This window comes from Granulicella paludicola, from assembly GCF_025685545.1.
Lineage (GTDB): Bacteria > Acidobacteriota > Terriglobia > Terriglobales > Acidobacteriaceae > Granulicella > Granulicella paludicola.
Genome location: NZ_JAGSYC010000021.1, coordinates 179,307 through 192,888, shown reverse-complemented (window position 1 = coordinate 192,888; position 13,582 = coordinate 179,307). Strand labels below are relative to the sequence as shown.

At 59.2% G+C, this 13,582-nt stretch carries 10 protein-coding genes; 5 read left to right on the top strand and 5 right to left on the bottom strand.

Annotated elements, in window-relative coordinates; all coding sequences use genetic code 11:
- The first annotated feature begins 188 nt into the window (after window positions 1-188).
- Window positions 189-2,681 (top strand): serine/threonine-protein kinase, encoded by a 2,493-nt coding sequence (locus tag OHL14_RS05245; protein ID WP_263378272.1) that lies wholly within the window; start codon window positions 189-191, stop codon window positions 2,679-2,681.
- A gap of 27 nt (window positions 2,682-2,708) precedes the next feature.
- The gene (locus tag OHL14_RS05240; RefSeq protein WP_263378271.1) at window positions 2,709-3,590 is read left to right on the top strand and encodes a TIGR03435 family protein; all 882 of its coding nucleotides are present in this window, start codon (window positions 2,709-2,711) and stop codon (window positions 3,588-3,590) included.
- 91 nt (window positions 3,591-3,681) lie between these two features.
- On the opposite strand, the gene OHL14_RS05235 is transcribed toward OHL14_RS05240, so the two are convergent.
- The 5 genes from OHL14_RS05235 to OHL14_RS05215 all read right to left on the bottom strand — a co-directional run bounded on the left by OHL14_RS05235 (window position 3,682) and on the right by OHL14_RS05215 (window position 8,887).
- Window positions 3,682-4,728, bottom strand: a complete 1,047-nt coding sequence (locus tag OHL14_RS05235; RefSeq protein WP_263378270.1) for a hypothetical protein — start codon at window positions 4,726-4,728, stop codon at window positions 3,682-3,684.
- A 154-nt stretch (window positions 4,729-4,882) separates the two neighbouring features.
- Entirely contained in the window at window positions 4,883-6,022 is a 1,140-nt protein-coding gene (gene dinB / locus OHL14_RS05230) for a DNA polymerase IV (protein WP_263378269.1), read from the bottom strand.
- Between the two features lie 130 nt (window positions 6,023-6,152).
- Window positions 6,153-6,668, bottom strand: coding sequence for a heme NO-binding domain-containing protein (locus OHL14_RS05225; protein WP_263378268.1), 516 nt, complete (start codon window positions 6,666-6,668; stop codon window positions 6,153-6,155).
- 158 nt (window positions 6,669-6,826) lie between these two features.
- Window positions 6,827-7,987, bottom strand: a complete 1,161-nt coding sequence (gene bshA, locus OHL14_RS05220; RefSeq protein ID WP_263378267.1) for an N-acetyl-alpha-D-glucosaminyl L-malate synthase BshA — start codon at window positions 7,985-7,987, stop codon at window positions 6,827-6,829.
- A gap of 51 nt (window positions 7,988-8,038) precedes the next feature.
- On the bottom strand, window positions 8,039-8,887 hold the full coding sequence (locus OHL14_RS05215) for a ChbG/HpnK family deacetylase (RefSeq protein ID WP_263378266.1): 849 nt from the start codon (window positions 8,885-8,887) through the stop codon (window positions 8,039-8,041).
- A gap of 739 nt (window positions 8,888-9,626) precedes the next feature.
- Between OHL14_RS05215 and OHL14_RS05210 the strand changes: the two genes are divergently transcribed.
- From OHL14_RS05210 to OHL14_RS05200, 3 genes are all read left to right on the top strand, one after another.
- Window positions 9,627-11,114: a sugar transferase gene (locus tag OHL14_RS05210; protein WP_263378265.1), complete on the top strand. Its 1,488-nt coding sequence runs from the start codon at window positions 9,627-9,629 to the stop codon at window positions 11,112-11,114.
- Between the two features lie 282 nt (window positions 11,115-11,396).
- On the top strand, window positions 11,397-12,191 hold the full coding sequence (locus OHL14_RS05205; protein ID WP_263378264.1) for a WecB/TagA/CpsF family glycosyltransferase: 795 nt from the start codon (window positions 11,397-11,399) through the stop codon (window positions 12,189-12,191).
- Between the two features lie 266 nt (window positions 12,192-12,457).
- Window positions 12,458-13,582 (top strand): glycosyltransferase, encoded by a 1,125-nt coding sequence (locus OHL14_RS05200; RefSeq protein WP_263378263.1) that lies wholly within the window; start codon window positions 12,458-12,460, stop codon window positions 13,580-13,582.

Genomic DNA, 13,582 nt, shown 5'->3' with positions numbered 1-13,582 from the left:
TTGTGAGCGCATTCGTTCGCACTATGCACTTTCTGATGCAGGGAGTTTGAAAAACGCTGCCTGTGGAGTTGCCTGAGAGTTGAAAATATTTTGAGGCAACCGATTCCCAACATTGAACTGAGTCGCGCGTCTCGCGAGCCACGGCATCTTCCACACGGTCGGGCAGGCCGTACTGCGATAATGGATACATGGCACGCCGCGTAATCAAGCAGTATGAGTTTCTGCGTAAGATCGGTTCGGGTGGGAGCGGTGTCGTGTTTCTGGCGAACGACACGTTGCTGCAGCGGCCCGTGGTGATGAAGCTGCTGAAGCGCGGATCCCAGACTCCGGAGCAGGTCCGAGCGACGCAGCTTCGCGAGGCCCGACTGGCGTCGGCCATCGACCATCCCAACGTCTGCGCCATCTATGAGGTAGGTGAGGCCGAGCAGGATTCTGGCGAGTGGGAAGCCTACATTGTGATGCAGTACATTCCGGGCAAGAGCCTGGACAAGGTCATCGCGGAAGGCCCTGCAAATGCCCAACTTGTGCTCTCGAGCGGCATGCAGATCGCCGACGGTCTGGCGGCCGCGCACAACATGGGCATCTTCCATCGCGATCTGAAGCCGGCGAACGTGATGCTGACCGATGGCGGCCTGATCAAGCTGCTGGACTTCGGTCTGGCACGCAGGCTGCAGCGCGGCAGTGTGGATTTCGACCCGTCGTTGACGGAGCAGGAGGTCACACCCGCTGTGGCAGGTGCGACCTATACCGCGCGCGGTGGGACCATCGCGTACATGGCGCCTGAGCAGTTCGTCACTGGTCAGTCGAGTGTGCAGAGCGACATCTTCGCTGTCGGCGTGATTTTGTACGAGATGGTCAGTGGACGGCATCCGTTCCACCGGCCGGATGCGCAGGAGTTGCAGAGTATTCGTGCCATTCAGTATGCGGAGCCGCCAAGTCTTCGGGAGATCGTTCCGGGTTTGGCGCAGGAGCTGGAGAGCGTTATTCTGCGCTGCCTGGCAAAGCAGCCGTCGGAGCGTTATGGGTCTGCCGCGGAGCTGCGCGAAGGGCTTAAGACGATTGTGAAGTCTCTGCAACTGGATGACGTGGTGCTTCCTGGTTCGGGCGCGATCAATATGAGCCATCAGCAGCGGCTCGATATGGAGACGCCCGAGGAAGAGAAGCGGACAACGGGCATTCTCTCGATGCTGGCTGAGCGCTTCCGCGACAGCACGGCGACGACGCAGAGCAAGGGGCCGACGATCGTGGTGCTGCCGTTCGCGAATCTGGCTGCGCATAACGCGACGCATTTCTATGGTTATGCACTGGCCGATGCGCTGGCGGCGCGTCTTGCGAAGGTTCCGTCGCTGGTAGTGCGGCCGTCGAGCACGCTGATGAACATTCCGACGAGCCAGCTCGATCCTCTGGCGATCGGTCGCAAGCTGATGGTGGACTTTGTGCTGGCGGGCAGCTTTCTGCGCTCGGATAGTGGCTTCGATCTGAGCTGGCAGTTGCTGGATGTCAGCGGCCAAAGCGTGAGGACTGGTGGGTCGATCAGTGTGGGGTCGTTCGATCTGATCGCGGTGCAGACCGAGATCTGCGACGAGGTGTTTGCGGAGCTTCACGGTGGGTTGCAGGGCGGGCTGGTGAAGGCTGTTGGCCCGACAAGTGTGGCGTTCCTGGGCGACGATGTCTCCGAGGAGTATCTGGAGGCGCGCGCGCTGCTGTCTTCATTCATGTCAAGAACGGGCAACCGCGACGAACTTGATCGTGCCCGTGAGTTGTTTGAAGGCGTGGTGAAGCGCGATCCGAAGTATGCGCCTGGATGGTCAGGGCTGGGAATTACGCACCTGCAATATGCTCGCCATGGACTTGGCGGACAGATGCATGTGTTGGAGGCGCGACGGTCGTTCGATAAGGCTTTGGAACGGGACAGCGCTTCGGTTGAAGCGAATCTGTATCGCGTCTACATGCTGCTGAGCCGCGGAGAAAAAGAGAGCGCGAGGCACGGTATCGAGCACCTGTTGCAGCAGGCGGGCAACGACTGGAATGTGCATCTCGTGGCTGGACTGACGCTGCGGATCGATGGTCTTTATGAAGAGGCGCTCGACCAGTTCAATACGTCGCTGCGGTTGAACCCAAGCAACGCGGCGATGATCTACAACCATCGCGCCCGTGTGTATCAATATCAGAACCAGCTGGAGCTGGCGGGCGACGAGATTGAAAAGGGACTGACGCTGGAACCGCGGCAACCGATGCTGCGCATCTCGCAGGGCTATCAGCAGATGCGCGAAGGACAGCTGTCCAAGGCCGTCGAGACGCTGGAAAAGGTGACGCAGGACGACAACACGCTGCGCATTGTGTATCCGACGATTGCGATGTGCTACGTGCAGCTTGGCGAACGCAAACGCGCGCTCGAGTTCATCAAGGAAGAGACTCTGGCTGCCGCGGAAGCGGACAGCGAGATGGCGTATCGACTGGCTACGTACTTCGCGGTGGAAGGCGATAGCGCGGAGGCTTTGCACTGGCTGCGTCGCGCAATCTATCTGGGTAATGAGAACTATCCCTGGTTCAGCAAGAATCCGGCGTGGCGCGGGATGAGCGATAACTCGGACTTTCAGCGGACGCTGGACGATTTGAAGAAGAGCTACAAACGGAACCAGAAGAATTGGAAACGGCTGCTGTCGCAGGTGGTGAGCTAAGGCTTTGCGGCTTCAAGGGGGTATCGAATGCTGTCTCGCGGCATATTGTCGGTTGCGCTGGGGATGACGGTTCCATGTGTTTCTGGTGCCCAGACTGTCTCACCGGACGTGCACGCGAAGGCCGCTAGCGCCGAGTATGTGCCGACGATGACCTTCGATGTTGCGTCTGTACGGGAGAGCCCTCCAGCGAACTCATATTTGGTTGGCGGAGGCTTCGTTTCGGGCTCGACGACCTTTCGGGTGACAAACTTCGACATTCGGAACTTGCTGAGCGTCGCCTATGGGATTCGCTGGGACCAGATGGTGGGTGTGCCGAACTGGCGGGCGATGTTCAACGTAGAGGCGAAGTCGGATGCTGCTATGGATGAGCGCATGGCCAAGTTAGACCGTCCTGAGGCGCAGCTTGAACAGCAACATATGTTGCAGGCTCTGCTGGCTGACCGCTTTCAGTTGAAGACACACTGGGAGATGCGGAGCACGCAGACATACGATCTGTTGGTGGGAAAGAAAGGCGTAAAGATGGCGCCTGGTGGAAGTTCACCTCCAACTGCGGAGGAGTTGAAAGACTGGGGCGATCAGGGATTGCCACCGATCTATCAGCGCGGCGATGGCTCTCCCGGCCACGGCTATACTTTTGTCGCGCATAAATGCACCACTGCGAAGATTGCAGAGATGCTGTCGGGACAACTGGGGCATCCGGTCAAAGATCGGACAGGCCTTACAGGCACGTACGATTTTATTTTGCAGTATCAAGGAGCACTTCAGAGCGGGCGTAGCGCCGACGATCAGGAGTCTGTTCCCGCGCTCGATCTGGCGATCCAGAATGTGCTGGGTCTGAAGCTGGAGAGTGCCAAGGGGATGGATCGTTTTCTCGTGATCGATCACATTGAGAAGCCTTCGCCGAATTGAATCTGATCTGAGCCACATAGCTTTCGCCGCTGAAATACGGAAACGCCGGCCCGGTTGGGTCGGCGTTGCTGATTAGCAGAAGCGAGTTTGCTTAGTAGCCAGGGTTTGGCACTGGGGGAGCGGCCACGTAGCGGTCCGTTGCGGGAGTCACCGTGAGGACGTCGTTGAGGCTGAAGACGATCTCGGTTCCAGTAGGGAGTGTCTGCTGGTGGTCCTGACGGAGCCACCAGTAGGTTCCGAGGCCAGCGCCGACGCCTGCTCCGACAACTGCGCCTACGCCGCCGCCGATGAGCGCTCCGGCGACTGCGCCGGTAGCGGTGGTGAGTCCGGCAGCGCCGAGCGTGACCGCGCCGTTGGAGTTCGCGGTGATGACGCCTTCATGGTTGACGTGGGAGGCGTTGAAGTGGTCGATGTCGACGACCTCCGCGTTGATGCGGAAGATGCCACCGTTGGGAAGGATGATCTGGTCGGCCTGAAGGCGAATCGCTGAGCTGCCGGAGATGCGACGACCCCCGTGGATTTGAGTGATGCGACCGTTGATGACGCTACCGGCTGGAAGAAAGACGCGGCCGTCGCGAAGCACGGGTTGAGAGAGCTCGGCCGCGAAGCGTGTGCCCGCGGGAGTGACCTTGGTGGAGATGGTGCTGTTGAGCTGTGCGACGATGCGCGTGCCGATGGGCAGATCGTTCGGTCCGAGGTAGACGCTCGTAACGACGCCGCTGTTCGGGTCGTTGGGGTTGAACGCTGGCGAGGACGGGCTGAAGCCGGGTTCACTGCGGCGCGGGGTGTAGTGGTCGTCGTTCGAAGGCTGAGAATACTGCTGCTGCGAATAGCTCTGCTGAGGCGCCGAGATGGGCGCGTCTGGGTCGACAGATTTCGCGGGGCCAATGACCTTGAAGGTCGTGCCTGGAGGTACGGAGGCGTCCGCTGCCGTGCTCGCATCTGCGCTGGGAACAGCGGAAACCGGAACAGCAGGGGAAGGCTTCTTGTAGTGCGGCGTGTCGTCGGTCGTGGATTCGATGTTGTCGTTCAGCTGCTCGGGATGCGAGACACCTGTGTCCTGCGCGAGGAGGCGCGTGGCCGGTGCAAAGAGGGCAAGGGCGGCGAGCAGGGGAAGGATGGAGTTCTTCTTCATCATGGTGGGTTATCTCCCGATTCAGCGTGCTGGTGGGCGAAGCTGTACCTATCTAAAGGATAGGACGCTTCTTGGGCGGCGCGGGTAGCCGGGTGCGGTGGGGCATCCAGCGGGTTAATGGGGTAGTTAACCCTGTCGGGTGGCGAGGGTTGCGAACTTAGGAAGGTAATTCGACTTCTTCGCTCGTTTCTGCGGAAAAGAGAGGGGTAACGACCTCGACCTCTTCTTCGACGTCGAGCTGGAAGTTGCTGAGGCCGACGCCGACGAGGCGGTAGAGCTGGTCGGGGCCGAGATCGACGCGATGGCAGAGAGCCAAAGCTGTGTCAGCTAACTCTTCGCAGGAGACGACGGGGGCAGAGAGGGTCAGGCTGCGGGTGAGGGAGCTGAACTGTTTTGTCTTGAGCTTGAGGCCGACGGTCCTGGCTCCGCGAGCGTTGTCCTTCGACGCTTTCCAGACTTTCTCAGAGAGTCGGCGGATATGTTCGTCACATTGGGGCAACGGGATGTCGTCGGGGAAGGTGTCTTCGGCGGAGATCTGCTTGCGGACACGGTTCGAGATGACCGGGTTGTGATCGATGCCGCGCGCCAGTTCGAAGAGACGCGAGCCGTAACGACCAAAGTGCTGCTCCAGGGTGGAGAGCGCCATGGAATAGATGTCGCCGACGGTCTTGATGCCGACCTCGGCCATGCGGGTTTCGGTGACCTTGCCGACGCCGGGAATACGGCCGACGGGCAGGGGAATCAGGAAGGCTTGCACTTCGTGCGGCTGGATGACGAACTGGCCGTTGGGCTTTCTCCAGTCGGAGGCGATCTTGGCAAGGAACTTATTTGGCGCGATGCCAGCGGAGGCGGTGAGGTTGAGCTCTTCGCAGATCTGCTGGCGGATGGTCTTGGCGACCAAAGTGGCTGTGGGCAGATTGAGCTTATTTTCGGTCACATCGAGGTAAGCCTCGTCGAGCGAGAGCGGCTCGATGGCGTCGGTGTGGCGCTGGAAGATCTCGCGGACGGCCTGCGAGGCGGTTTTGTAGCGAGTGAAATCGGGTGGGATAAAGACGGCTTCGGGACAGAGTCGCTCGGCGGTGATGGCGGGCATAGCCGAGCGGACGCCGAAGCGTCGGGCTTCGTAGGAGGCTGCGCAGACGACAGAGCGTTTGCCCTTCCAGGCGACGACGACAGGCCGATTGCGGAGGGCGGGATCGTCGCGCTGTTCGACCGAAGCATAAAAGGCGTCCATGTCGACGTGGACAATCTTGCGAGTGCCGAGCCTGTGGGTTGGTTCGAGTTCGTCTGTCGCCATGAGCCGGGGTCCTGAGTTTGACTCTCAGGACTGATTGTAAGCGAAGACAAGGCGAACAAGTGGGTGAGGTGGAGATTTAGAAATAACATCCCGAGGCCGCTGTCCTGGAGCTGGGACAACGGCCTGGATATCAGGCGAACTGAACGCGCACCTTGTTGCCACTGAGGCTGACGTTGATCTTCTCTTTGTAGTACTTTCCGACGCCTCGCACGAGGGCCGGCATGAACTGGACCATGCCGCGGGAGGAGGAGTAGTTCATGATGAGAACCTTGTCGCTCTCCCACTCGTAGGTGAAGGCGGGTGGGGCAGCGTTGGGGACCGATTTGGTGACGACGGTGTGGATGTTGCCGAGATTGGTGAGAAGCTCTTTGGCGCTCTTGGCCTTGTCGAAGTAGACGGAGTAGATGGAGGGAGCGTAGACGGAGGACCAGTAGTCACCGAAAGCCTCGATGACCTGGTCGACCTTGAGGCCGTTGACGTCTGCGATGCCCTTGATGAGCTTGTGAACGTCCGTATCCGGAACGTCCGATTGAACGGTGATGACAGTGCCGTTGAGGCCTGCGGCGGTAAGAGATGCCTGCCACTTGTCTTTGCCGAAATCTCGAGTGACGAGGTCCTGCATGCACTTTACGATCGTGCCTTTCATGTATGTCTCCTTGCGCCCAGGCAGGCGAATATTTGTGGCCCATTCCGTGTATCGGCGGGGGCGCAGGAGACATTAGAAAATTTTAAGGAGAGTTGCTTGGTCCTAACGACGATGTCTTGTCGCTGAGATATCGCAATCGTTGTGGAGAAACAGAGGAATCAGGCTTTGGTTTTAGAGATCATCTGCTCGTAGTAGCGTTCGTAGTGGGGGATGATGCGGGAGGCGCAGAACTTGTCCTGGGCGGTTTTGCGGGCGGCGGCGGACATGGCGTCGAGGCGGGCCTGGTCGCTGAGGAGCCAGATGGCACCTTCGGCCATGGCCTCGATGGCACCGACCTCGTAGAGGAGGCCGTTGGCGGTGTTGCCGGATTCACGACCGTCGTCGATGAGCTCGGGGATACCGCCGACTCGGGTGGAGATGGCGGGGACGCGGCAGGCCATGGCTTCGAGGGCAGCGAGGCCGAAGGACTCCATCTCGGAGGGCATGAGCATGAGGTCGGCGAGGGCGAGGAGTTCGTTGACGTTTTCCTGCTTGCCGACGAAGTCGACGCGGTCGGCGACACCGAGTCGGCGGGCGAGAAATTCGGCTGCGGAGCGCTCGGGGCCGTCGCCGATCATGAGCAGGCGGGCGGGCAGGGCGTGGGAGACGCGGGCGAAGATTTCGATGACGTCGAGGACGCGCTTGACGGGGCGGAAGTTCGAGAGATGCACGAGGAGGCGCTCGCCGGGTTGGGCGAAGCGGGGACGCTGTTTGGCGACGAGCTCTTCGTTGCGGCAATAGAGGTCGCAGTTGACGAAGTTGCGAATGACCTCGATGGGGCCGGTGTTGCCGAAGAACTGCTCGGTCTGCTGCTTGAGGTGTTCGCTGATGGCGGTGACGCCGTCGGACTCTTCGATACCGAAGCGGGTGATGGGGAGATAGGAGCGGTCGAGGCCGACGAGGGTGATGTCGGTGCCGTGGAGGGTAGTGATGAAGGGGAGATGCTTGCAGCGCTTGGCGAGCATCTGGCGGGCGAGCAGTGCGGAGATGCTGTGCGGGATGGCGTAGTGGACGTGGAGGAGATCGAGCTCGTAGATTTCAGCGACCTCGGCCATGCGGGTGGCGAGGGCGAGATCGTAGGGGGGGTACTCGAAGAGCGGGTAATTCGAGACCGGGACCTCGTGATAGCGGATGTTGGCTTCGCGGCCGGTGAGGCGGAAGGGCTGCGAGTAGGTAATGAAGTGGACCTCGTGGCCGCGGTTGGCGAGCTCGATGCCGAGCTCGGTGGCGACGACGCCGGAGCCGCCGTAGGTGGGGTAGCAGGTGATGCCGATCTTCATTTTGCTCGCTTTGCTCGCAGACAGTAGTGAGTAGACAGTAGTGAGTAGAGACTACAGGTCTCCGTAGTGGATGAGCTGTGGCGGGTTTGGTTGCAGACGGAGTTGGGGGATTTGGGTGAGTAGGGCGCGGTATTCGACTTCGCGATGGTTGCGGAGGCGGGTGGGGATGGCGTCGAGGTCGGCATCGTTGTAGCCGGGGTGACAGAGGAGCTCGAAGGTGCCGGAGGTGGGAAGGGAGGCGAGGGTGGCTTGGAGGGTGTCGGCGTTGAGGCTGCCGGTGGCGGAGATGCCGAGGGTGCCGTCGGTGGTGAGGGTGCCGTGGGCGGCACGCATGTAGGCGGGGCGGAAGCGGTCGAGGAGAGCAATCTGGAGGCGACGTTTGAGGGGGGCGCCGGCGGCATCCTTCGCGAAGGGAGGTTCGAAGGGATTGCGGAGGGAGGTGAACTCGGCGCGTCGGAGGATCGAGCTGAGCTGGGCGACGACTGCAGGGAAGAGGTGGGTGTGTTTGTGGGTGTCGAGGTGGGTGGGACGGATGCCGGAGCGCTCGAGTTTTTGGAATTGAGCGAGAGCTTCACGCCCAATCTCGTCGGGGTCGATGCGGTGGAGCAGGAGATCGCGGATGAAGTTGAGGAGCGACGGGCGGAAGGTGCGACCGTTGGGGCAGAGCGTGGGGAGCGTGCCGGGGTCGGAGACCGGGGTGCCGTCGGTGAGGACGATGTGGCAGCCGACGCCGAGCGTGGGGGTGGAGCGGGCGATGGCGACGGCGTGGTCGAAGGCGGGGCCGTCGGCCATGAGGGTGGCGGAGGTGAGGGCTCCGGCGGCGTGGAGTTCGGCGATGGCGCGGTTGACGCCGGGGGTGAGGCCGAAGTCGTCAGCGTTGAGGATGAGGCGGGCGGGCATCGGATTGATTGTAGCGGGGAGGGACCGTGGAATGACTGCTGGTGCCTCTTTGGGAAACTGCACAAAGGAGGCAACGAAAGTCTGGCAGGCCTCATCATATGTACTTATTCACTGTGCTACATTGAGGTTGTCTTTCCTACTTTTTGTACCGATGTGAAGCTTGGTGCGATTCAGCTCCAGTGTCGTGGTGTCGACCTCACAACTCGATACTGGCATCGGTTTGCAGGCCTTTCTATATCTGTCAACGGGTTCAGGCGTTTGAGCTCGGATTCCATTGGTTCAGGCATAAGACTTCTCGCTTACAGAGAGCAAATAATAGCCCTTTTATTTTTGCTGCAATTTACTCGCTCGGTACTTTTATCAGTTAACGCTGCGATGTTTGCCCTGGCTGAGGAGAATCATGATGATCTGGCCTTATGTTATCTGCGCGTACGTGTTGACGAGCCTGGTGATCGGCTTGATGTTTCATCTGGCAGCCTGGTTCGACGGACCGGTAAGTCCGAAGCCTGCGGAGTTGGTCGTTTTTTTTGCAGTGTTCTCGCTGATTGGAATCCCGCTTGTCCTGGCAAGTCTCTTCATTGCGAGTTTTCCTTCGTCGACGGGAAGTCGGATGTCACGAGTTTCGAAGGGTTTAGTGACTAAAGAGGTATCTCACAGCTAGAGGCTACATAGGTCTCGGGCCAATCGGTAACCACGGATTTTATGCAGTCGTTTCACGGCTTACGGGAACGAACGAGCTATGAGCACACGGGATACTGCAGGGTTTTCAGGGATGGCGGAGAGTCTCCAGCTCCGTAGTCTGATAACGCAGCGCGAAGCGGGGAAACGAGAGGGGTTGGGGCTCGGGGCTGCGTGGGCAAGTGCAGATCTTCTGTGTGCTGTGTTTGCTGCCGTGCTTTCCCTGAGACTCACCGGGGTGGCGGTGTTTCCGGCAAGGTACGCACTCCATCTGGGGGATGGCTCGCGGCTGGGGTTCGTGGCGGTGTTTGCCGTGTACGTGCTGATCGTGGGACGGGTACTTGGGCTGTACCAGGTCGTCAAGAGCAAGAGCTTTCTGAATGAACAGCGAATGTCGGTGCAAACGGCGCTGATCGCGGCGCTCATGCTGTGCGGCACATTGTTCTTAACACGTCTGATCTATGCGCCCCGGTCGGTAGTGGCAGTTGCGGCAGGGGGGACCATGCTGCTGATGATGCTGAACCGGGCTATTTGGCGTAGCCTGCGCGAGCGGCGATTCATGGCAGGGCTGGAGACACGGAACGCGCTGATTATCGGGAATGGCAAGGTGGGCCATGCGCTGCGCAACCACTTTCTAGCGTTACCTCGACTGGGTTTCCGGTTTAAGGGGTTCATTACGCTGGCTCCGACCGAAGGTACCGAGGGGAACGACGAGGTATTGGGGGAGATCAAGGACTGTGTCGCGATCGCGCGCACACATTTTGTGGACGAGATTTATTTTTCGACTCCGGCCGACCGCGAGTTGATTACGCGGGTCGTCGATGAAGCGAAGGTATACGGGATCGAGGTGCGTGTGGTGCCAGACCTGTACGAGGGTTTGGCCTGGAACGCGCCGGTGGAGTTTGTGGGGCAGTTCCCGACGATTTTGTTGCATCACCATGATTTTTCGGCGGGAGCCTTTGCGATCAAGCGGGTGATCGACGTGTGCCTTTCGACGCTTGCTCTAATGGTCCTTGCGCCGTTGATGCTGGTGATTGCGGCGATCGTGAAGCGCGACTCGCAGGGGCCGATCTTTTACCGGGCCGAGCGCATTGGGCGCAAGGGCAGGCGGTTTATGTGTTTTAAATTTAGAACGATGCAGGTGGACGCGGACAAGCAGCTGAAGGCCCTGGCGCATCTGAACGAGCGCGAAGGGATTCTGTTCAAGATCGACAACGATCCGCGGATTACGAAGAGCGGGCGGTGGCTGCGTCGGTACTCGCTGGATGAGCTGCCACAACTATTTAATGTGCTGATGGGGGAGATGAGCCTGGTAGGCCCGCGGCCACCGCTGGCGACCGAGGTGGAGATGTATGCGCTGGAGCACTTCCGGCGGCTGGACGTATTGCCGGGCATTACGGGCCTATGGCAGGTGGAGGCGCGTGAAGACCCTTCGTTCGACAGCTATATCTCCCTCGATACGGCGTATGTGGACACGTGGAACTTGAGGATGGACTTCCGAATCATGGCTCGGACGCTCGGAGTGATTGTGCGCGGGACGGGACGTTAGGTGAAGGGGTTCGCCAGCGGTACGTTTTGGTTGTTCGGAAGTGGGACTAAAGGAAGGCTGGCCTGAAGGAAGACAATCCGGGGTGCGCAAGGCTACGTATTCTCGTTATCAGCAGAGACGAACGCTGCCATGGTTACGTATATCGGGGTGGTTCTATGCCCCTAAGGTGTTAGGGCGATGCCCCCCGAACCACGGGTTTCAGGGTGTATGGTATGTCCATTGGAGTCAGGCATCGTAGCCGTTTTGATCACAGCTATAGGTGTCGACATGAAGGATGAAACGATGAACAGGTCAGCCAAAGACTACCGCACGATACTCGGATTACGCTTTTCGCTGTGTTCTGCCGCGGAGGCTGTACTGCGTTCGGAGATGGGCGGATTGGTGGTCTTTCCGGCGGCGCCTGCGCTGAAGGAGTTGCCGCAGAATGCGGCTTACCGAGATGCGCTGCTGGGGGCCGACTCGGTCTTCCCGGACTCAGGCTTCATGGTGATCATGTGGAATTTGATCGAGCGTGACAGCATTCGGCGTCTATCGGGGCTGGCTTATCTGCGAGAGCTGGTGAGACTCGATAGTTTTCGCCAGTCGGGCAATACGATTTGGGTGCTTCCACACAGCAGTTCGAGGCGCGTGACGAAGAAATGGCTCAGCGAGCAGGGGATCGAAGTGCCTGCGAGCCACATCTACGTTGCTCCCAAGTATTCGGTGGACGGAAAAGAGCCGATGGATCAGACGCTGATAGACCTAGTCGAGAGGCTTCATCCGCAGCATGTGATTCTGGGTGTGGGCGGCGGTGTGCAGGAGCCGCTGGGAGCTGATCTGAAGCATCGCCTGGATTATCTTCCGGCTATTCACTGTGTGGGCGCGGCGGTGTCTTTCCTGACGGGTGAGCAGGTGAGCATCCCGGTGTGGGCGGACCGGTTGTATCTCGGGTGGCTGTTTCGTACGCTGCATAACCCGAGCCGCTTTGCTCGTCGATACGTGTCGGCAATGCGTCTGCTGCCTCTGATGAAGAAGTATAGAAACCTGAACCCAAGCCCTGTACGGCTGCAAGACGGACCGCTGCACGCGCGCGTGTGACGCTTGCCGCGGGGTGCAAGACATTTGTTGTTGCGCCGCGAAACGGCTTTTTCGCAGGAGCATGACCAACGTGGTTCCGGGTTATTGCAGATGTCTTACGCAAACTGTATAAGTGTTTTACTCCCAAGTCCGTAATACCCATGTCTATTAGCTTTTTAGTGCTGGCTGCTGCGTAGGCCGGACCTGGTGTGGTTGCTTTTGCGTGCTTTGGAGAGGTTGATGGAGCTGTTTGCCAGATCGGCTTCCAACGGCAATAATGGAGACCTATGAAGATCGCGATCGTCCACCCATGGTTTCTGGCACATGGTGGAGCCGAACATGTAGTCAACGTTTTAGCCGAGATGTACCCTGAAGCTGATATCTTCACACTTCTCTATACCGAACGCGATCTGTCGCCGAGTCTTCGAGGACGTAACATCATTGCTTCGCGTGCGAACTTCCTGCCGTGGAAGTACCAGACCTATCGCTTTCTGATGCCGCTGTATCCCGCAGGTTTCGAAGCGATCGATCTGCGTGGCTATGACCTAGTGATCACGAGTGATTCTTGCGTGGCTAAAGGCGTGCTGATTGACCAGACAGCGCGTCAGATCTGCTACTGTCACAGCCCGATGCGAGCGCTATGGGACCTGCGATTCGAGTTTCGCGATACGCTGCCTGCGCCGTTTCGCCCGATATTCACGACGATCACACGCTCTCTGCGTCAGTGGGATTTTCTAGCTGCCCAACGCGTGGACTACTTTGTGGCAAACTCCAACTTTGTGGCTGAGCGCATCATGCGTTACTACCGCCGCGAAAGCCATGTGATTTATCCCCCGGTGAGCGAGCGTAACCACATGGCTTCTGCTTCGCGTGGTGACTTCTATCTTTCTGTGGGAAGATTGACTCAGACCAAGCGTGTAGACCTTCTAATAGAAGCGTGTAATCGACTAAAGCGTCCCTTGATCGTTGTCGGTGGTGGGCGCAATCTTACCCGGCTCAAGAAGATCGCCGGTTCCACGATTAAGTTCCCAGGACGGATCAGCGATGAGGAACTAGAGAATACCTACCGGAGCTGTCGTGCTCTGTTGTTTGCGGCCAATGAGGATTTTGGGATAGTGCCGGTCGAGGCTCAGTCCTACGGACGTCCCGTTGTGTCCTACGGGCATGGAGGCTCGCTGGAGACGGTTATAGGAATTGACCGCGTCGCCGAGGGCCGAGCGCCCACGGGCGTCTTCTTTAGAGAGCAGACGGTCGAGAGCATCTGCGAAGCCATCTTGCAGTTTGAGTCAATGGAGGATAGCTTCGATCCGCTTGCAATCCAAGAGCATGCTGCGCGCTTCAGCCGCTCTCGTTTCGAAGAAGACTTTTCGCGGTTGGTTGATGAGGTAACCGCAGGTTTGACTGCGCGATAG

Coding starts and splice junctions, on each gene's coding strand:
- OHL14_RS05200 (WP_263378263.1), top strand. CDS start 12,458: ATGAAGATCGCGATCGTCCACCCATGGTTTCTGGCACATGGTGGAGCC.
- OHL14_RS05235 (WP_263378270.1), bottom strand. CDS start 4,728: ATGATGAAGAAGAACTCCATCCTTCCCCTGCTCGCCGCCCTTGCCCTC.
- OHL14_RS05240 (WP_263378271.1), top strand. CDS start 2,709: ATGCTGTCTCGCGGCATATTGTCGGTTGCGCTGGGGATGACGGTTCCA.
- OHL14_RS05205 (WP_263378264.1), top strand. CDS start 11,397: ATGAACAGGTCAGCCAAAGACTACCGCACGATACTCGGATTACGCTTT.
- OHL14_RS05225 (WP_263378268.1), bottom strand. CDS start 6,668: ATGAAAGGCACGATCGTAAAGTGCATGCAGGACCTCGTCACTCGAGAT.
- dinB (WP_263378269.1), bottom strand. CDS start 6,022: ATGGCGACAGACGAACTCGAACCAACCCACAGGCTCGGCACTCGCAAG.
- OHL14_RS05215 (WP_263378266.1), bottom strand. CDS start 8,887: ATGCCCGCCCGCCTCATCCTCAACGCTGACGACTTCGGCCTCACCCCC.
- OHL14_RS05245 (WP_263378272.1), top strand. CDS start 189: ATGGCACGCCGCGTAATCAAGCAGTATGAGTTTCTGCGTAAGATCGGT.
- bshA (WP_263378267.1), bottom strand. CDS start 7,987: ATGAAGATCGGCATCACCTGCTACCCCACCTACGGCGGCTCCGGCGTC.
- OHL14_RS05210 (WP_263378265.1), top strand. CDS start 9,627: ATGAGCACACGGGATACTGCAGGGTTTTCAGGGATGGCGGAGAGTCTC.